17 protein-coding genes are annotated in these 17,854 nt (G+C 75.2%); 9 read left to right on the top strand and 8 right to left on the bottom strand.

All coding sequences use genetic code 11. From position 1 onward, the window contains the following. Positions 1–159: 159 nt before the first annotated feature. Both ADEH_RS13245 and polX read right to left on the bottom strand, forming a co-directional pair. Positions 160–1,713, bottom strand: coding sequence for an AmpG family muropeptide MFS transporter (locus tag ADEH_RS13245; RefSeq protein ID WP_011421613.1), 1,554 nt, complete (start codon positions 1,711–1,713; stop codon positions 160–162). A 61-nt stretch (positions 1,714–1,774) separates the two neighbouring features. Further along, positions 1,775–3,553 carry a DNA polymerase/3'-5' exonuclease PolX gene (gene polX, locus ADEH_RS13240; RefSeq protein ID WP_011421612.1) on the bottom strand — a complete coding sequence of 593 codons (1,779 nt, stop codon included), beginning with the start codon at positions 3,551–3,553 and terminating at the stop codon, positions 1,775–1,777. On the opposite strand from polX, the gene ADEH_RS13235 reads away from it, so the two are divergent. From ADEH_RS13235 to ADEH_RS13225, 3 genes are read left to right on the top strand one after another with little or no spacing between them, the layout of a single operon-like run. Beyond that, positions 3,543–4,262 carry a tetratricopeptide repeat protein gene (locus ADEH_RS13235; RefSeq protein ID WP_157061359.1) on the top strand — a complete coding sequence of 240 codons (720 nt, stop codon included), beginning with the start codon at positions 3,543–3,545 and terminating at the stop codon, positions 4,260–4,262. The genes polX and ADEH_RS13235 overlap by 11 nt on opposite strands. A gap of 56 nt (positions 4,263–4,318) precedes the next feature. After that, entirely contained in the window at positions 4,319–4,831 is a 513-nt protein-coding gene (locus ADEH_RS13230) for a MogA/MoaB family molybdenum cofactor biosynthesis protein (protein WP_011421610.1), read from the top strand. 40 nt (positions 4,832–4,871) lie between these two features. Then, the gene (locus ADEH_RS13225) at positions 4,872–5,861 is read left to right on the top strand and encodes a TIGR02757 family protein (protein WP_011421609.1); all 990 of its coding nucleotides are present in this window, start codon (positions 4,872–4,874) and stop codon (positions 5,859–5,861) included. Here ADEH_RS13225 and ADEH_RS13220 read toward each other — a convergent pair. Next, on the bottom strand, positions 5,779–7,296 hold the full coding sequence (locus ADEH_RS13220; protein WP_011421608.1) for a glycosyltransferase family 39 protein: 1,518 nt from the start codon (positions 7,294–7,296) through the stop codon (positions 5,779–5,781). The two genes, ADEH_RS13225 and ADEH_RS13220, sit on opposite strands and share 83 nt — an antisense overlap. A gap of 54 nt (positions 7,297–7,350) precedes the next feature. Then, the gene (locus ADEH_RS13215) at positions 7,351–8,235 is read right to left on the bottom strand and encodes a DNA integrity scanning protein DisA nucleotide-binding domain protein (RefSeq protein WP_041453533.1); all 885 of its coding nucleotides are present in this window, start codon (positions 8,233–8,235) and stop codon (positions 7,351–7,353) included. A gap of 195 nt (positions 8,236–8,430) precedes the next feature. Between ADEH_RS13215 and ADEH_RS13210 the strand changes: the two genes are divergently transcribed. Beyond that, entirely contained in the window at positions 8,431–8,793 is a 363-nt protein-coding gene (locus ADEH_RS13210; protein ID WP_011421606.1) for a TraR/DksA family transcriptional regulator, read from the top strand. Between the two features lie 96 nt (positions 8,794–8,889). On the opposite strand, the gene ADEH_RS13205 is transcribed toward ADEH_RS13210, so the two are convergent. Next, positions 8,890–9,777: an FHA domain-containing protein gene (locus tag ADEH_RS13205; protein ID WP_041453890.1), complete on the bottom strand. Its 888-nt coding sequence runs from the start codon at positions 9,775–9,777 to the stop codon at positions 8,890–8,892. 102 nt (positions 9,778–9,879) lie between these two features. On the opposite strand from ADEH_RS13205, the gene ADEH_RS13200 reads away from it, so the two are divergent. After that, complete coding sequence (locus ADEH_RS13200; protein ID WP_232287277.1) at positions 9,880–10,053, top strand: hypothetical protein; 174 nt, start codon at positions 9,880–9,882, stop codon at positions 10,051–10,053. 1 nt (position 10,054) lies between these two features. Here the strand turns inward: ADEH_RS13200 and ADEH_RS13195 are convergent, their stop codons facing one another. After that, on the bottom strand, positions 10,055–10,357 hold the full coding sequence (locus tag ADEH_RS13195; protein WP_011421604.1) for an MTH1187 family thiamine-binding protein: 303 nt from the start codon (positions 10,355–10,357) through the stop codon (positions 10,055–10,057). Positions 10,358–10,381: 24 nt separating this feature from the next. After that, positions 10,382–11,491 (bottom strand): FHA domain-containing protein, encoded by a 1,110-nt coding sequence (locus tag ADEH_RS13190; RefSeq protein ID WP_041453531.1) that lies wholly within the window; start codon positions 11,489–11,491, stop codon positions 10,382–10,384. A 238-nt stretch (positions 11,492–11,729) separates the two neighbouring features. Between ADEH_RS13190 and ADEH_RS13185 the strand changes: the two genes are divergently transcribed. Continuing rightward, on the top strand, positions 11,730–13,970 hold the full coding sequence (locus ADEH_RS13185) for a RelA/SpoT family protein (RefSeq protein WP_011421602.1): 2,241 nt from the start codon (positions 11,730–11,732) through the stop codon (positions 13,968–13,970). Positions 13,971–14,036: 66 nt separating this feature from the next. After that, positions 14,037–14,423 (top strand): Rid family detoxifying hydrolase, encoded by a 387-nt coding sequence (locus tag ADEH_RS13180; protein WP_011421601.1) that lies wholly within the window; start codon positions 14,037–14,039, stop codon positions 14,421–14,423. 71 nt (positions 14,424–14,494) lie between these two features. Here ADEH_RS13180 and ADEH_RS13175 read toward each other — a convergent pair whose 3' ends face one another. Continuing rightward, entirely contained in the window at positions 14,495–15,742 is a 1,248-nt protein-coding gene (locus ADEH_RS13175; RefSeq protein WP_041453889.1) for a KamA family radical SAM protein, read from the bottom strand. A 244-nt stretch (positions 15,743–15,986) separates the two neighbouring features. Between ADEH_RS13175 and ADEH_RS13170 the strand changes: the two genes are divergently transcribed. Next, positions 15,987–17,195 (top strand): KamA family radical SAM protein, encoded by a 1,209-nt coding sequence (locus ADEH_RS13170; protein ID WP_011421599.1) that lies wholly within the window; start codon positions 15,987–15,989, stop codon positions 17,193–17,195. Next, positions 17,192–17,848, top strand: a complete 657-nt coding sequence (locus ADEH_RS13165; RefSeq protein ID WP_011421598.1) for a DedA family protein — start codon at positions 17,192–17,194, stop codon at positions 17,846–17,848. Before ADEH_RS13170 ends, ADEH_RS13165 begins: the two co-directional genes overlap by 4 nt. Positions 17,849–17,854: the final 6 nt, after the last annotated feature.

Genomic DNA, 17,854 nt, shown 5'->3' with positions numbered 1-17,854 from the left:
CGGAACGAGGCGGCATCCTAAGCGAAAGCGCGCGCACGCGGTGAGCCCTTCGCGAGCCCACGCGCGCGCCCGGCCGGGGGCGATGGGCGTGCGCCGACGCGGCGGTGCGGCGAGGTGCGCGGCGCGCGGGGGAGAGCCCACCCGGCGGCGCGGCGGGCGCTACGCGGCCCGGATCCCGCGCCGCGCCGCCACGTACGCGGCCACCGCGAAGCCCATCACCACGCCCGCCACCGGCGGCCCGACCACGTCCACCCAGTCCACCGCGCGCACCGGGTGGAACATCCGGACCAGCGCGGCGCCGAGGTCGAGGCCGGCCTGGCCGCCACGCATCGCCTTCAGCGCGGCGAGCAGCGCGGACGCCAGGTACGCGAGCGCCGTCCCGGCCAGCGCGCCGGCGAGCCCGCGCGCCGCCAGCCCGCCCAGCGTGGCGGGCGTGCCGTGCGCGGCCGGCGGGGCCGCCTCGTCCAGCGCCGCGGGGATCTCGCGCGAGCGCCAGGGCACGAACCGCTGCAGCATGAGCAGGCCCGGGATGGCGCAGGGGACGGTGAGCAGGAAGAAGTCGCGCCAGCCGATGGCGTCCACCAGCGCGCCCGCAGGCGGCCCGGCGAAGGTGCGGCCGAGCGCGAAGATGCTCGAGAACAGCGCGTACTGCGTGGCGCTGAAGCGGCGCTGGGTGAGCCGGAGCAGGAGCACGCCGAACGCGCCGGTGCCCATGCCGCTGGTGGCGGCCTCGAAGGCCACCGCCGCGTACATGACCGGGCGGTTCACGCCCGCGTCCACGATCGCGACGTAGCCCAGGTTCGAGACCGCCTGGAGCAGGCCGAAGATCCACAGCGCCCGGCCGACCCCCCACGACGTGCACAGGATGCCGCCCAGGAACGTCCCGGCGATGGTGGCGACGATGCCGATCGTCCCCTGCGCGATGCCGATGTCCACCGGGTCGAAGCCGAGCTGGCCGAGGAACGGCGACACGAGCGCGGTGACCAGGTTGTCGGCGAACTTGTAGAGGAACAGGAACGCGGCGATCTCGAGCGCGCGCGCGTGGCGGAAGAACCCGACGAACGGCTCCCAGATCGCCTGCCGCAGCGTGCGCGGCGGCGCCGGCGGGACGTCGGGCTCGGGCGCCTTCACGGTGGCCACGGCGAACGGCAGGAAGCTGGCCGCGATGGCGGCGAACGTGGGGGCCCAGCCCAGCTTCGGGCCGAACGTGTTCACCACCCGGCCCACGAACATGCCGGCGCGCGCCAGCGCGTTGCGGGCGCCCACCGCCACGCCGCGCTCCTCGGGCCGCAGCACCTCGACGGTGTACGCGTCGTAGGCGATGTCCTGGGTGGCGGAGGCGAACGACACCACCAGCGTGAGCAGCGCCACCAGCGGCACGGTGGGGTGGCCCGAGCTCGCCGCGAACGCGGCCAGCGACGCGACCAGCATGGCCTGGCCGACGAGGATCCAGGCGCGCTTGCGGCCCCAGGCCGGCGCGAAGCGGTCGATGATCGGCGACCAGACGAACTTGAACGCGTACGGGATCTGCGCCGCGCTCACCAGCCCGATGGTCTTGATGTCGATCCCCTCCTGCTGCATCCAGTACGGCACCGTGTAGAGGACGATGCCGAGCGGCAGGCCGGACGGGAACGCGAGCAGCGCCACCACCCCCGTGCGCCAGCTGGTGAACGCCTTGCGGAGGGCCTCGCGGGTGGTGGGCTGGGTGGGCACGCAGCCGGGAAAGGTAGGCGAGATGGGCGCCCGCGTCGAGCGCCCGGCGAGGCGGGCCGATCTACCGCACCGGACGGACCGCCCGCGCGAACGCGTCCGGCGGGAGCGCGTTCAGCACCTCGCCCCGCCGCGCCCAGCCGCGGCGCGCGGTCGTCACCGCGAAGCGGAGGTACCCGAGCGCCGCGACCGAGTGGGCGTCCACCGACAGGACCAGCGGGATGCCGCGCGCGCGCGCCGCCCGGATCCAGCGGGGCTCGAGGTCGAGGCGGCGGGGATCGCCGTTCACCTCCACCGCGCCCGGCGCGCCGGCGAGCGCGTCCAGGACCTCCTCCACCCGGCAGGCGTACGGCTCGCGCTCGCCCAGCAGCCGCCCCAGCCCGTGCCCCCAGATCTTGAACACCGGGAGCGCCATGGCCCGGGCGAGCCGGCGCGTCATCTGGTCCTCGTCCATGCGCATCCGCGAGTGGACGCTCGCGACCACCACGTCCAGCCGCTCCAGCACGTCGTCGGGCCAGTCGAGCGCGCCGTCCTCGAGGATGTCGGCCTCGGTGCCCTTCAGCAGCCGGATCGAGACCCGCTCCTGCACCCGGTCGATCTCGTCCCACTGCCGCCGGATGCGGTCGCGGTCGAGCCCGCCGGCGTAGCCGGCCGAGCCGGAGTGGTCGGTGACCGTCAGGTACGCCATCCCGAGCGCCTCGGCGGCGCGGGCCATCTCCTCGACGCTCGCCCGGCCGTCGGACCAGGTGGTGTGGCAGTGCACCATCCCGCGCACGTCGCGCTCCTCGACCAGGTCGGCCGGGAGCGTCCCGTCCAGCGCGGCCTCGATCTCGCCCTGGTCCTCGCGCAGCTCGGGGGGCACGTACGCCAGGCCCAGCGCCGCGTAGAGCGCGGCCTCGCTCGCGATCCCGACCTTGGCGGCGGGGTCGGGCGCGGCCTCCGGCGCCGGGGCGGCGGCCCCGCGCTCGCGCGGCGGCAGGCGGAAGAGCCCCCACTCGCTCAGGGTGAAGCCGCGATCGCGGGCGATGCCGCGCAGCCGCACGTGGTGCGCCTTCGAGCCGGTGAGGTGGTGGAGCAGGGTGGGGAAGTCCTCCGGCGGCACCACCCGCAGGTCCACCTGCAGCCCGGAGCCGAGCCGCACGCTCGTCTTCGTGTCGCCGCTCCCCAGCACCGCCGCGACCGACGGGTGGCCGGTCAGCGCCGCGGCGAGCGCGGCGGGGTCGCGGGACGCGGCGACGAGGTCCACGTCGCCCACCGTCTCGCGCCCGCGCCGCGCCGACCCGGCCAGCTCCACCGCCTCGGCGCCCGGCACCGCGCGCAGGTGCGCGAGCAGCGGCCCGGCGGCGGCCAGCGCCTCGGCGAGCAGCACGCGCCGGTCGGCCTCGCGCGCGTGCAGGCGGGCGATGCCCTCCAGGATCCGCTGCTCGGTCTTCTCGCCGAAGCCCTTCACGCCGCGGACGCGCCCCTCCCGGCAGGCGGCCTCGAGCTCCGCGACGCTGGCCACCCCCAGCGCCGCGTGCAGCGCGGCGATCTTCTTCGGGCCGAGGTCCGGCACGCGCAGCAGCTCGAGCACGCCGGGCGGGTGGCGCGCGCGCAGCCGCGCCAGCAGGTCGGTCGAGCCGGTCGCGTGCAGGTCGGCGATCTTCTTCGCGAGCGCCTCGCCGATCCCGGGCAGCTCGGTGAGCCGTCCCTCGGCGATCACCCGCGCCAGGTCCTCGGAGAGCCCCTCGAGCGCCCGCGCGCCGGTGTCGTACGCGCGGATCTTGAACGGGTTCTCGCCCTCGAGCTCCAGCAGCGCGCCGATCTCCCGGAGCGCCTGCGCCACGGCGAACTTGTCCGGCATCGAGCGCTTATATACCGTCGCGGCGCGCATGGAGCCGCACCTCGACACCTCCCTCCCGGGCCCGGCGGGCCGGCGCGGGCGCCGCCTCGAGCGGCGCCGCGGGGCGTGCGCGCTCGCCGCGGCCGCCGCGCTGGCCCTCGGCGCGGGCTGCACGCGCGCGGCGCGGGCGCGGTTCGAGGGGACGCGCCCGGCGTCGCTGCTGGTGGAGGTCCTGCCGCGGTCGGCCGAGGTGCTGCTCGACGATCGCCCGCTCGGGCGCGGCGCGCGCACCGTGCCGGTGGACCGGGCCGACGCCGGCGGGCACGTGCTCCGCTTCCGCGCGCCGGGGTACGTGGAGGAGGTGCGCGAGGTGCCGGGCGGGCTCGCCGGCGTGCGGGTCGGGGCGGCGCTGCAGCCCGAGGGCTGGCCGTACGGGCCGCTCGACCTCGACGAGCCGCGCGGGCTGGCCGCCGCCGCCGAGGTCCTGCTCGGCGGGGGCGAGGCCGCCGACGCGGCGGACTACGCGGCGCGGGCGGTGGCGCTCGAGCCGTCGCTGGCGGAGGCCCACCGCGCGCTGGGGAGCGCCCGCGCGGCGCAGGGCGACCGGCGCGGGGCGGCCGCGGCGTGGGGCGAGTACCTCCGGCTGCGGCCGGACGCCCCGGACGCCGCGCAGGTCGCGGAGCGGCTGGACGCGCTGGACGGCGGAGACGGGGCGCCCGGCGGGAACTAGGTCACGGATCCGGGCGCGGCGCCTCGTGGAGCGAGGCCGCGCGGACGGGGGACGACATGGGACACCAGGAGCACAGGCACGAGGCGCCGAAGCGGGTACGGGTCTTCGTGATCACCGCCTCCGACACGCGCGGCGAGGCCGAGGACGAGAGCGGCGCGTTCCTGAAGCACGCCGTGTTCGCGGCGGGCCACGACGTCGCCGGCTCGCGGATCGTCAAGGACGAGCCGGCCCAGCTCCGCGCCGCGCTGGACGAGGCCGCGGCGGCGGGGGCGGAGGCCATCGTGGTGAACGGCGGCACCGGCATCGCCGGCCGCGACCGCACCTACGAGGCGGTGGCCGGGGTGCTGGAGAAGCGGCTGGACGGCTTCGGGGAGCTGTTCCGCATGCTCTCGTTCCAGGAGATCGGCAGCGCGGCGATGCTGTCCCGCGCGGTGGCCGGCACGTGGGGCGGCCGGGTGATCTTCTCGGTGCCGGGCTCGCGCGCGGCGGTGCGGCTCGCGTGGGAGAAGCTCATCGGGCCGGAGCTCGGCCACGTCATCCGCGAGCTGCGCAAGGACCAGGGCCGCTGAGGTTGCGCGCGCCGCCCCGGCGCGGCACAAGAGGGGCGCCATGCCCCGCCGCGCCGCCGCCTTCCCCGCCGCCCGCGCCGAGGCGCTGCGCCCGCTGCTCGAGCGGCTCGACCGCTCGCTCGACCGCGCCGCGCGCATCGCGGCAGACCCGGTGGAGTTCCCGCGCGCGTTCCGCGACCCGGCCGACGCCGAGGTCGCGGGGCTGGTGGCGGTGAGCCTCGCCTACGGGCGCGCCGACCTGTTCAAGCCGGTGGTGGCGCGCGTGCTCGCCGCGATGGGGCCCTCGCCGGCGCGGTTCTGCGAGGCGTTCGCGGCCGCCCCGGATCCGGCGGCGTTCGAGGGCGTCGTCTACCGGTTCAACCGCCCGCCGGACCTCGCCGCGCTGGCGGCCGCGATCGGCGCGGTGCGCCGCCGCCACGGCGGCCTCGGGCGCCGGCTGGGCGCGCTCTTCCTCGAGGCGGGGGGCGGCCCGGCCGCGCTCCGGCCGGCGCTGGCCCGGCTCGCGGCGGACCTGCGCGACGCCCCGGAGGCCCGGGCGCTGCTGCGGGGGCGCGGGCCGCGCGGGCTCCGGCACCTCCTGCCCGACCCGGCCGGCCCGGGCGCGTCGAAGCGGTGGAACCTCTACCTGCGCTGGATGGTGCGCGGCCCCGACGCGGTGGACCTGGGGCTGTGGCGGGAGGTGCCGGCCTCGGCGCTGGTGGTCCCGCTCGACACGCACGTGCACCGGGTGGCGCGCGCGCTCGGGCTCACCGCGCGGCGCGACGCGAGCTGGCGGACCGCCGAGGAGATCACCGCCGCGCTGCGCCGCGTGGACCCCGCCGATCCGGTCCGCTTCGACTTCGCGCTCTGCCACCTCGGGATGAGCGGGCTGTGCCCGGCGCGCCGCGATCCGGCGCGGTGCGAGGCCTGCGCGCTCGGCGCGGCCTGCCTGGCGCGGGCGCGCGGGGTCAGCGGGACGAGGGGAGCCCGGCCCAGCGGCAGCGCCAGAGCTGGAACGTCGTCACCTCGTCGCCGCCGCGCCGCACGGTGAGCGGCGGCAGCGCCTCGAGCGGCGCGCACGCCTCGGCGCGGCGCAGGCAGGTGCGCTTCTCGCGCCGGTCGAGCACCAGGACGCCGGAGCGGCCGCGGAGCGCCTCGGGGTCGAACCAGTAGCGGTACTGGAGCCCGTGCTCGCCGGTGATCTCGGACGACCAGGTGCGCGGCCGGCCGGGCAGGTAGTACTCCAGCTCGGCGGAGACCTTGTAGTTGCAGCCCGCCACGAACGCGTCGGGCCCGAGCGCGGCGCGCTCCGCCTCCACCCGCGCGGCCAGCTCGCGCCAGCCGGAGGAGCCCTCGTCGCGCGCCGGGAACGGCAGCGCCGGCCAGACCGGCACCAGGTGCACGTACACCGACGCGGCCGCCGCGAGCGCGACCCCGGCGACGCCCGCCTTCCAGCGCCAGCCGCGCCGCTCCACCGCCAGGGCGGCCGCGGCCGCGAGCGCGGTGGGGTAGGCCGCGGCCAGCCAGTTGCCCTTCACCCAGTGGAACGGCGAGATGACCGCCGCGAGCACGAGCAGCGGCGCCGAGAAGATCGCGCAGATCCGGTAGGCCGCCTCGCGGCGGCGGCGCACCGCGGCCACCACCGCCTCGACCAGGAGCACGAGCACGATGGGCGTCACGAGCCCGGCCTGCAGCGCGAGGAAGCGCCCCACCAGCACCGGGCGGAACCCCGAGCGCTCGACGCGCTCGGCGGTCTGGAACGCGAAGCTCGCCATCCGGTGCTGGAGGTTCCAGGCGACGACCGGCGAGAACAGCGCCAGCGCCAGCGCCGCGCCCAGCCACGGCCAGGGCGTTCGCAGCATGCGCCGGCCGCGCGGGTCGAGCGCGAGCACCAGCAGGATCTGCGGCAGCAGCAGGAACCCGGTGTACTTGCCCAGCACCGCCCAGCCCACCGCCGCGCCGGCCGCGAGCAGCCAGCGCGGCCGCTCCTCGTCGAGCGCGCGCACCGTGAAGTACAGCGCCATCGCCCAGCCGGAGAGCAGCGGGGCGTCGGGCGTGACGATCACCTGGCCCATGCCGAACAGCGGCACGCTGAGCGCGGCCGCGAGCGCCACCAGCGCCGGGCGCGAGCCGAACAGCCGCCGGACCGTGAGCCACAGGAACACCGCGAAGACGGCCGAGTGCAGCGCGGCGGCGAGCCGGATGGCGCGCTCGCCCTCGCCGGCGAGCGCGGTGGTGAGCGCGATGGTCCAGGCGGCGAGCGGCGGGTGGTCGAAGTACGAGAGCGCGAGCCGCCGGCTCCAGGTCCAGTAGTAGGCCTCCTGCGGCGACAGCGCGATCAGCCCGCCGTAGGCGACGTGCAGGGCGGTGACGGCCGCGCCGAGCGCGAGCGCCAGCCGGTCGAGGCGCGGGTCGCGGAGGGGCGAGGCGGGCGGGGCGGAGGGGACGGCGCGCGGCGACGGAGCGGGCTCGGCGGGGCTCGGCACGCGCGGAGGGTACCGCGAAGCGCGCCGCGCGCACAGCGCGAAGGCGCGCGGGCGTCAGACGCGCCGCAGCTTCTGCCGCAGCTCCAGCACGATCTCGCCCTCGCGGAACACCCGCACCGTCCCGGTGGTCTGGGACACGGTGATCGCGACGGCGTTGGACTCGGCGGTGATCGAGGCCGCGGCGCTGTGGCGCGCCCCCAGGCCCATGGGCAGCTTCACGTCCCGCGACATGGAGAGCAGGTACCGCCCGGCCGCCAGCACCACCCCGTCCTCGCGGATGATGAAGGCGCCGTCGAGCGCCGAGAACGTCTTGATCGCCTCGCGGATGGGCGGATCGAGCGCGTTCCGCTCCGCCTCGCTGATCCCCTGGAACGGGTTGAGGATGAGCTGCCGGCTCTTCTCCATCACCGCGGTCGAGTCGCCGACGACCACGATGGTGCCCACCGGGTGGCCCTCGTAGCCCTCCGCGCCGATCTCCATGGCGGTGTGGATGAGGCTCTCCACCACCTGGGACGAGAACTCCGGCGGCAGGCCCAGCGTGTCCACCCGGAGCTTCTCCTCCGGGTCCTCCGAGCCGATCACCAGCTTCACCAGCGTGTCCATGACCCGGTCGTCGCCGGGGCCGCACAGCGCCAGCACGGTGTCGCCGTCCTTGAGCAGCCCGGCCGACTGCGCCGCCACCACGGCCACCTTGATCTTCTCGATGCGGGTGTAGTCGTAAGGCGGGATCATCACCGCCGTCGCCTTCTTGGCCTTGAGCTGGTTCGCGATGCCCTCGCTCGAGACCGCGTAGACCAGCTTGCGCTTGGTCGGACGGCCGCGCACCTCGGTCGGCGAGGGCGGGTGGTCGGACACGAACAGGAGCCGGTCCACGTCCGAGCGCGACATGAGCGCGAGCGCGCTGCGGAGGAAGTCGCGATCCAGCTTGCCGTCGGCCATCCGCGGAGGATCCGCCGCGGCGGTGCCCGAGTCAAAAGGTTCGCCGGCCCCGCGCGCCTCCGCCGGACGCGGGAGGCGCCGCGCCGGCGGCACGCCCGGCGGGCGCCCCCTCACCTTGACACCGGCACCCCTGCCGTTTAGGTTCTCGGCCTTCATTTTCCGGCCCCAGGTCTCGGGGCGGAGCGGGGTGCACGCTTGAACAAGAAGGATCTCAAGAGGTTCAAGACGATGCTGGAGGAGTCCAAGCGCCAGCTCCTCGTGCAGGCGAAGAAGACCCTGACCGAGGAATCGTCCTTCGACACGGACGACCTCCCGGACGAGATCGATCTGGCCTCGAGCGAGTACACGCAGTCGATGATCTTCCGGCTGCGGGACCGCGAGAAGTTCCTGCTGGCCAAGATCGACAAGGCGCTGGCGCGCATCGAGAACGGCACGTTCGGCATCTGCGAGAAGTGCGAGGAGGAGATCTCCGCCAAGCGCCTCGAGGCGCGGCCGGTGACCACCCTCTGCATCCGCTGCAAGGAGGAGCAGGAGCAGAAGGAGAAGTCCTTCGGCTAGCCGGCTCCCCCGAGCCACGGGTCTCGCGCGCGGCCGGGCGGAGACGCCCGGCCGTCGTGTCTCCGGGGCCGGCGGCCCCGGGGCCCCGGGCCGACCTCACGCCTCGACGCGCAGGAGCTGGGCGCCGAGCAGGAGCTGGTCGCCCGGCGCGATCTCGGTCGGCGCCGAGATGCGCACGAACGTCCCGTTGGAGCTGCCCAGGTCCACCAGCGTGACCGCGTCGCCCCGCACGTCGATGCGCGCGTGGCGCGCCGAGACGTAGCGGTCGGCCGGGAAGCTGATCCGCCCGGCCTCGCGGCCGATGGCGTTCTCGCCCTCGAGCAGCGGCACGATCTCGCCCTGCCCGCCGCCCTCCAGGAGCTGCGACAGCCGGAAGCGGCAGCCCGGATCCGGCGCGCCCCAGCTCCGCACGCCGTGCACCGCGGGGGGCGGGCGCGGGAGCGGCTCGAGCCGGAGGAGCTGCCGGCCGACGCGGATCTCCTCGCCGACGGCCAGCCGGTGGGGGCGGCGGATGCGGACGAAGGTGCCGTTCGCGCTGCCCAGGTCCTCCACCCGCAGCGCGGCGCCCTGCACGCGGAAGCAGGCGTGGCGCGGCGAGATGGTGAGGTCGTCCGGGATCCGGATCTCACCCTCGGTGCGCCCGCACACCGCCTCCGGCGCCGGCACCCCGTACTCGGCGCCGGGCAGGCCGTCGGTGCGGACCGCGGCGAGCCGGAAGGACGGCGGCGGCGGGCCGGCGATGCCGGAGGCGGTGGGCGCCGCGTGCGGGTCGCCGGGCCGGGGCGCGGCGGCGGTCCCGCACCGCGCGCAGAACCGGTCCTCGGGCTCGAGCCCGGCGCCGCAGCCGCCGCAGCGCCGGCCACCGCCCGCGGGCGGCTCCGCCGCCGGCCCGGGCGCGCGCAGCGGCAGCCCGCACTCCTGGCAGAACGCGACCGCCGTCCCGTTCTCCCGTCCGCACCGCGGGCACGCCGCGTCCCTCGCCATGCGGCGCATTCCGCCACGCCCATCGCCATGGGTCAACGCAGGTACCAGGAACGCGGGACGCGCGGACGTGCGGCGCGGTGCGCGCCGGGCTACCATCCGGCCGTGCCCACCCGCCGCCGCGGTCCGTTCTGGTTCTTCGTGCTGGCGATGGCCGTCGCGGTCGCCGGCGGCCTCGTCATCGTGGTGCTGGCGCGCCGGGGCGTGGCGGAGCGCCAGCTCCGGTACCGGGCGCCTGCGCCCGCGCCCGCGCCCGCGCCGGGTCCGCCGGCGCGCTGAGCTACTTCAGCTTCTCCTCCACCGACCGCACCTTCCCCGCGATGCTGTGCTCCGGCCGGTCCCGCCGGTCGTCGATCTTGATGGACGTCGAGACCCGGACGGCGCCCTCGGTGAACGGGTGCTCGTGCATCCGCCGCACGACCGCCAGGATCTCGTCGAGGTCGCCCTCGATGATCGTCCCCATGGCGGTGAGCTGGCTGGTGAGGCGGGTGCCGCGGAGGATCCGCTCCACGCCGGCCACGTAGCGCGACACGCTCGGCGTCCCGGTGCCGAGCGGGGTGATCGAGACGAACACGACGGCCATGGCTCGCTCCTCCTCGGCGGCGCCTCAGGGATCGGCGATCGCGCTCACGCGCAGCACCGTCCGGCCCAGGCGCACCGCGTCGCCCTCGCGCAGCTCGCGCTCGCCGTGCGGCGGGACGCGCGCGAACGTCCCGGTGGCGGAGCCGAGATCGCGCAGGCGGGCGGTGCCGTCCGCCTCGATGCGCAGCTCGGCGTGGGCGGGCGCGATGCTCGGGTCGTCGCCGAGCGACACCGCCGCGCCGGCCCGCCCCACGGTGATCGAGGGCCCGCTGCGCACCCAGGTGCGCCCGGGCGCGCCGCCCTCCAGCAGCTCCTCCACGGCCACCGCCGGCGGCGGCGGGCGCGGAGAGCCGATGCGCCGGGTGCCGTCGGCCGCGGGCAGCGGCGGGGGCGGCAGCGGCCCGGCGTAGCGGAGCAGCCGGCCGCCGACCGCGAACGGATCGCCCGGGCGGAGCGAGGCGGGGTGGCCGCGCAGCCGCACCAGCACGCCGCCGGGCGCGCCCTCGTCGCGGACCAGCAGCGCGCCGTCGCGGAACAGGAACGTGGCGTGGCGGCTGCCGATCGACGGGTCGTCGGCGAGGCGGAGCGCGCCCTCGCTCCGGCCGGCCACGGTGGACGGCCGCGCCAGCCGGAAGGGCGCCCGGGCCGGTCCGGGGCCGGGCTCGGGCACCAGCTCCACGCGCCCCGGCGCGAGCGGCGGTGCGCCGGAGGGCGGGCCTGCGGCGGGGGCGGCGGCGGGGGCGGGCGCGGAGCGCGGGTCGGGCCGGAGCGCGCGGATGGCCGACGCGGGGATGAAGCGGGTGGCGGCGGCGCCGGCGCGCCCGATGGCATGCACGATGGGTGAACCGGGCGCCGGGGCGGCGGGGGCCGCGGGCGCGGGTGCGGCGGGCGCGGCCGCGCGGGCCGGGGCCGGGGGCGACACCGGCTTCGGGGTGCCGGGCGGCGGCGACTCGCCCGCCCCGAGCGGCTTGCCGCACGCGGCGCAGGCCCGGGCGCCCGGCTCGTTGTACGCGTCGCAGGCGCGGCAGACCACGCCCAGGATGCCGGTGAGCCGGCCGAACTCGAGCTCGCGGCCGCACGCCGGGCACCGGTCCATGGTGGCGTCGAGCGCCGCGCCGCAGCCTTCGCAGGTCATCCCGTCGTCTCCCTGGCCCGGCGGGACGTTACCCCGCGCCGACGGGGTCCTCAACGTCCGGTGCAGGCCGGGCCGCGGCCGACGCCCGGGCGCGCCGCTCGGCCTCACGCCCCGGCTCGGCCGGACGGCCCTCCGGGCGCCCCCCACCCCTGTCCCGGGGGCCGCCGCGACCCGTCCCGGCGCCTGCCGCGCCCCCGGGTCATGGCACGGGCTGGCGCGCCGCGTTACGGGATCTGAGATGATGGGCAGGCCCACAAGCTTGCCGCACTCGGACGCGACCCGTTACGCTGGCCCTTCGACCTTGCTCAGGCTCAACGACATCCTTGACCGGGTATCCGGCTACCACCCCGATCCCGATCTCGACCTGATCAAGAAGGCCTACGTCTACAGCGCCAAGGTGCACCAGGGGCAGATCCGCAAGTCGGGCGAGCCGTACCTGGTGCACCCGCTGGAGGTCGCCGGCATCCTCGCCGAGCTGAAGCTGGACGAGTCGTCGGTGGTGACCGGGCTGCTGCACGACACCATCGAGGACACCCTCGCCACCAAGAAGGAGATCTCCGAGCTGTTCGGCCTGGAGATCGCCGACCTGGTGGACGGGGTCACCAAGCTGTCGCAGTTCACCGCCGCCAACACGCAGGAGGAGAAGCAGGCGGAGAACTTCCGCAAGATGGTGGTGGCGATGGCGAAGGACATCCGCGTGCTGCTGGTGAAGCTCGCGGACCGCACCCACAACATGCGGACGCTCGACGCGATGAAGCCCGAGTCGCAGGAGCGCATCGCCCGCGAGACGCTGGACATCTACGCGCCGCTCGCGAACCGGCTCGGCATCCAGTGGATCAAGACCGAGCTGGAGGAGCTGTCGTTCAAGTACCTGCGCCCGGCCGACTACTCGGAGCTGAACGAGAAGGTCTCGGTGCGCGCCCGCGAGAAGGAGCGGTTCGTCGCCGAGGTGGTGGAGATCATCCGGCGCCGGCTGGCCGAGGCCGGCATGAAGGCCGACGTCTCGGGGCGCGTGAAGCACGTCTACTCGATCTACCGGAAGATGCGGCAGCTCGACGTGGACTTCGAGCAGATCCAGGACGTCATCGGGTTCCGCGTCATCGTGGACACCGTGGCCGAGTGCTACGAGTCGCTCGGGTTCGTGCACTCGCTGTGGAAGCCGGTGCCCGGCCGCTTCAAGGACTACATCGCCATCCCGAAGCCCAACCTCTACCAGTCGCTCCACACCACGGTGGTGGGCCCGGCGGGCGAGCGCATCGAGGTGCAGATCCGCACCCGCGAGATGCACCGCATCGCCGAGGAGGGCGTGGCGGCGCACTGGGCCTACAAGGAGAAGGGGCGCGACGGGAAGGGCGCGGAGCTGTCGCGCAAGGACGCGGCGTCGTTCGGCTGGCTGCGCCAGCTGGTGGAGTTCCAGCGCGACCTCGCCGACCCGCGCGAGTTCCTGGAGACGGTCAAGGTGGACCTGTTCTCCGACGAGGTGTTCGTCTTCACGCCGAAGGGCGCGGTGAAGAGCCTGCCGCGCGGCGCCACGCCGGTGGACTTCGCCTACACGATCCACTCGGAGATCGGCGAGCACTGCGTCGGCGCGAAGGTGAACGGCAAGCTCGTCCCGCTCCGCTACACGCTGAAGAACGGCGACACCATCGAGATCCTCACCAGCCCGAACGCGCACCCGTCGAAGGACTGGCTCACCTTCGTCAAGACCAGCCGCGCGCAGGCCCGCATCCGCCAGTTCATCCGCCAGGCCGAGCACCGGCGCTCGGTGGAGATCGGCCGCGACATCGCCGAGCGCGAGCTGCGCCGCTTCGGCGTCACGCTCAACAAGCTGCAGAAGGGCGGCGAGCTGGAGAAGGCGGCGCAGGCGCTCGGGTACCGCGTGGCGGACGACGTGCTCGCCGCGGTCGGCTACGGCAAGGTGTCGCCGGGGCAGCTCCTCCAGCAGGTGCTCCCGCCCGACCGGCTCGCCGAGCCGCCGCCGCCCGCGGAGGCGGCGCCGACCAGCCGCATCACCGAGCTGTTCCGGAAGATGGCGCGCCGCCCGACCGAGGGCGTCCGCATCAACGGCATCGACGACGTGCTGGTCCGCTACGGCAAGTGCTGCAACCCGGTGCCGGGCGACGCGATCGTCGGCTTCATCACCCGCGGCCGCGGCGTGACGGTGCACACCGCCTCCTGCGACAAGGTGCTGGGCATCGACCCGGAGCGGCGCGTGGACGTGGCCTGGGACGTGCGCGGCGACTTCAAGCGACCGGTCTCGCTGCGGGTCATCACCACCGATCGCCCCGGCATCCTCGCCAAGATCTCCCAGACGTTCAGCGAGGCCGGCGTCAACATCTCGCAGGCGAGCTGCCGGACCACCCCGGGCGAGCGCGCGGTGAACGACTTCGAGGTCACCATCGGCGACCTGAAGCAGCTCAACTCGGTCATCCGCAGCATCGAGCGGATCGAGGGCGTGCAGTCGGTCCAGCGCGTGTGACCCCGGCGGCCCGCGGCCCCGGCCGGCGCGTTGCCGGCGGCGGCGCGCGCGGGTAGGGTGCCGCGCATGAAGACCCCCATCGCGACGGACGGCGCCCCGAAGGCCATCGGCCCCTACAGCCAGGGCATCGAGGCGCGCGGCGCCCGCACGCTCTACTTCTCCGGGCAGATCCCGCTCGACCCGGCCACCGGCGAGCTGGTGAAGGGCACCATCGAGGAGGAGACGGCGCGCGCGCTCGGGAACCTGCGCGCGGCGCTCGCCGCGGCCGGCGCGGGCCCGGAGCACGTGGTGAAGACCACGGTGTTCCTCGCCGACCTCGGGGACTTCGCGCGGATGAACGCGGAGTACGCGAAGCACTTCCCCGCGCCGGCGCCGGCGCGCTCCACCGTGCAGGTGGCCGGGCTCCCCCGCGGCGCGCGCGTGGAGATCGAGGCGATCGCCGTCCTCGACTGAGGCCGCTCGAGCGCCGCTCGGGGTGAGCCCGTCGAACCCCGAGCGGCGGGCTCGACGCGGGCGCGCCGCGCCTACGGCTCGACGTACTCGAACCGCTCGCCGGCGAAGTTGCGGAGCACCCAGCGCTTCCCCTCGTGGGAGACCACGTACTCGGGGTTCACCGGGATCTTGCCGCCGCCGTTCGGCGCGTCCACCACGAACTGCGGGACCGCGAGGCCCGAGGTGTGGCCGCGGAGCGCCTCGATGATGCGGATGCCGGCCTCGACCGGCGTGCGGAAGTGGCTGATGCCGCGCGCCAGGTCGCACTGGTAGATGTAGTAGGGCCGGATCCGCATGAGCAGGAGCTTGTGGTTCAGCTCCTTCACCACCGCCGGATCGTCGTTCACGCCCTTCAGCAGCACCATCTGGTTGCCGATGACGCACCCGGCGTCGGCGAGGCGGCGGGCGGCCTCGAACGCCTCGGCCGTGCACTCCTTCGGATGGTTGAAGTGCGTGTTCACGTAGACCGGGTGGTGCCGGCGCAGCATGTACACGAAGTCGTCGGTCACGCGCTGCGGCAGCGTGACGAGGTTGCGCGTCCCGAGCCGGAAGATCTCGACGTGCGGGATGGCGCGGAGCCGGCCGAGGATGTAGTCGAGCCGGTCGTCGGAGAGCGAGAGCGGGTCGCCGCCGGAGATCACCACGTCGCGGATCTCGGGGTGCTGCGCGATGTACGCGAGCGACTCCTCGATCTGCCGCTTGGCCGCGGCGCTGGTCGGGTCGGAGACCTTCCGCTTGCGCGTGCAGTGGCGGCAGTACACCGGGCAGTTGTGCGTCGTGTAGAACAGCACGCGGTCGGGGTAGCGGTGCGTGATGCCCGGCACCGGCATGTCCCGCTCCTCCGCGAGCGGGTCCTCGAGGTCGGACGCGAGGATGTTGAGCTCGCCCATCGTCGGCACCGACTGGAGGCGGATGGGGCAGGTCGGGTCCTCGGGGTCCATCAGCGCCGCGTAGTACGGCGTGATGCCCATGTGGAACTCGGCCTCGGTCTTCACCGCCGCCTCGCGCTCCTCCGGCGTGACGCGCAGGACGCGCTCGAGCTGCTCGAGCCGGATGACGCGCTCGCGCTGCTGCCAGTGCCAGTCGTTCCAGAGCGCGTCGGGCACGTCGGCCCAGATCGAGCGCGGGCCCGGCTTGAACCGGGACAGCACGTTCGCCACCGGGCGGGGCGCGTCCTCGCGCCGCACCGCCGGGGCCTTCGCCTCCCCGTTCGTCCGGCCGCCGCCGGCCAGCTCCTCGGTCACCCCGCCGACGTCGCCCATCACCGGAAGATTCGCCATGTCGTGCTCGCTCCAGGAGGCCCGGTCCGGCAGCCCGTTCGCCCGCATTGCTTAACAGAGAGGGCCGCCATTGACATCTGCGACGGCGCCCCCGCGGTGTAGCCGAAAGGGGAGCCCTCGCCTGGAGGGCAGGCACGGAACCCTGCCGGGCCCCTGGAGGTTTGACTCGGCTGCCTGCTGCCGTTACCTTCCGCGCCTCGCGTGCGCTCCCCCCCGGTCTCCTGAGGCCTGCGCCGCACCCGCGATGACCTGGCGAGAGCTCTTCCCCGGCACCACCGAGGCCGAGTGGCGCGACTGGCGCTGGCAGCAGCGCCATGCGCTCGCCACGGCCGCCGACTTCGAGCGGCTGTTCCCGCTCACCCCGGCCGAGCGCCGCGGCTTCGCGCTCGCGGCCGGGCACACCCGCGTGGCGGCGACGCCCTACTACGCCTCGCTCATCGACCGCGACCACCCGGGCTGCCCGGTCCGGCTGCAGGTGATGCCGTCGGCGGCCGAGGCGGTGCCCGCGCCGGGCGACCTCGACGATCCGATCGGCGAGGAGCCGCACCGGCCGGTGCGCGCGATCGTCCACAAGTACCCCGACCGCGCGCTGTTCCTGGCGGTGGACCGGTGCGCGGTCTACTGCCGCCACTGCACCCGGCGGCGCATCACGTTCAGCGACGACGAGGGCGGCTTCGACCGCGCCGCGGTGGAGGAGGGGATCGCGTGGGTGCGGGCGCACCGCGAGGTGCGCGACGTGATCGTGTCGGGCGGCGACCCGCTCTCGCTGTCCGACCAGAAGCTCGACGGGATCCTGGCCGGCCTGCGCGCCATCCCGCACGTGCAGGTGCTGCGCGTCGCCACGCGCGCGCCGGTCACGAACCCGATGCGCGTCACCGAGGCGCTCGCGGCGGCGCTGCGTCGCCACGCGCCGCTGTTCGTCATCACGCACTTCAACCATCCGAAGGAGTGCACGCCCGAGGCGCGCGAGGCCTGCGAGCGGCTGGTGGACCACGGCGTGCCGGTCGAGAACCAGTCGGTGCTGCTGCGCGGCCTGAACTCCTCCGCGCGCATCCTCACCGACCTGAACGAGCGCCTGCTCACCTTCCGCGTCCGCCCCTACTACCTGCACCAGGGTGACCTCGCCGCCGGCACCGGCCACCTGCGCACGCCGCTCGCGGCGGGCGTGGCGATCCTCGAGGCGATGCGCGGGCGCACCAGCGGGCTCGCCATCCCGCACCTGGCGGTGGACCTCCCGGGCGGCGGCGGCAAGGTCACGCTGCAGCCGCAGTACCTCGCGGGGGAAGGCGAGGAGGGCGCGCGGGGCCACTGGCTCCGCAACGGGCGCGGCGAGCGCTACTTCTATCCGGAGCCGCCGGAGCAGGATTGCACCTGCCCCTACGAGGCGGTCTACTACCGCGCCGACGCGGCCGCGCGAGGCGGCCCGGCGGGCGGGGACGGCGAGGGCGAATGATCTCCAAGGTGATCGAGGCGCTGGCGGTGTTCACCACGTCGGTGATCTCGTCGATGGGCTACGGCGGCATCGTGCTGCTGATGGCCATCGAGAGCGCGTGCATCCCGCTGCCCTCCGAGATCATCATGCCGTTCGCCGGGTACCTCGTGTACCGGGGCGAGATGACGCTGCACGGCGCGGCGCTGGCCGGCGCCATCGGCTGCGTGGTGGGATCCATCCCGGCCTACTACCTGGGCCAGTTCGGCGGCCGGCCGCTCATCGAGAAGTACGGCCGCTACGTGCTCCTCTCGCACAAGGAGCTCGACCTCGCCGACCGGCTGTTCCAGCGCTGGGGCCAGTGGGTGGTGTTCGCGGGCCGGCTGCTCCCGGTCGTCCGCACGTTCATCGCGTTCCCCGCCGGCGTGTCGCGCATGCCGATGGGCAAGTTCATCGCCTACACGTTCGTCGGCTCTTACCCGTGGTGCTACGCGCTGGCGTGGGTGGGCGAGTGGGCCGGCGAGGCCTGGCACACCGATCCGCGGGTGAAGGCCGTCTACCACCGCTTCGAGCTGGTCATCGTCGTCGCGGGCGTGCTCGCGGTGGCCTGGTTCGTCTGGCACAAGGTGAAGGAGGCGCGCCGGGCCCGGGTCCCGGCCGCCGCCGACGAGGGCTGAGGGCTC

It is taken from the genome of Anaeromyxobacter dehalogenans 2CP-C (assembly GCF_000013385.1).
Classification (GTDB): domain Bacteria; phylum Myxococcota; class Myxococcia; order Myxococcales; family Anaeromyxobacteraceae; genus Anaeromyxobacter; species Anaeromyxobacter dehalogenans_B.
Note: the sequence above shows the minus strand (reverse complement) of the source record. Positions and strands in the feature narration are given on the sequence as shown.

What these genes read in the sequence shown, in the direction of transcription:
- ADEH_RS13185 (WP_011421602.1), top strand. Translation starts at nt 11,730, where the DNA reads ATGATGGGCAGGCCCACAAGCTTGCCGCACTCGGACGCGACCCGTTAC.
- ADEH_RS13170 (WP_011421599.1), top strand. Translation starts at nt 15,987, where the DNA reads ATGACCTGGCGAGAGCTCTTCCCCGGCACCACCGAGGCCGAGTGGCGC.
- polX (WP_011421612.1), bottom strand. Translation starts at nt 3,553, where the DNA reads ATGCCGGACAAGTTCGCCGTGGCGCAGGCGCTCCGGGAGATCGGCGCG.
- ADEH_RS13190 (WP_041453531.1), bottom strand. Translation starts at nt 11,491, where the DNA reads ATGACCTGCGAAGGCTGCGGCGCGGCGCTCGACGCCACCATGGACCGG.
- ADEH_RS13180 (WP_011421601.1), top strand. Translation starts at nt 14,037, where the DNA reads ATGAAGACCCCCATCGCGACGGACGGCGCCCCGAAGGCCATCGGCCCC.
- ADEH_RS13165 (WP_011421598.1), top strand. Translation starts at nt 17,192, where the DNA reads ATGATCTCCAAGGTGATCGAGGCGCTGGCGGTGTTCACCACGTCGGTG.
- ADEH_RS13230 (WP_011421610.1), top strand. Translation starts at nt 4,319, where the DNA reads ATGGGACACCAGGAGCACAGGCACGAGGCGCCGAAGCGGGTACGGGTC.
- ADEH_RS13175 (WP_041453889.1), bottom strand. Translation starts at nt 15,742, where the DNA reads ATGGCGAATCTTCCGGTGATGGGCGACGTCGGCGGGGTGACCGAGGAG.
- ADEH_RS13195 (WP_011421604.1), bottom strand. Translation starts at nt 10,357, where the DNA reads ATGGCCGTCGTGTTCGTCTCGATCACCCCGCTCGGCACCGGGACGCCG.
- ADEH_RS13205 (WP_041453890.1), bottom strand. Translation starts at nt 9,777, where the DNA reads ATGGCGAGGGACGCGGCGTGCCCGCGGTGCGGACGGGAGAACGGGACG.
- ADEH_RS13225 (WP_011421609.1), top strand. Translation starts at nt 4,872, where the DNA reads ATGCCCCGCCGCGCCGCCGCCTTCCCCGCCGCCCGCGCCGAGGCGCTG.
- ADEH_RS13215 (WP_041453533.1), bottom strand. Translation starts at nt 8,235, where the DNA reads ATGGCCGACGGCAAGCTGGATCGCGACTTCCTCCGCAGCGCGCTCGCG.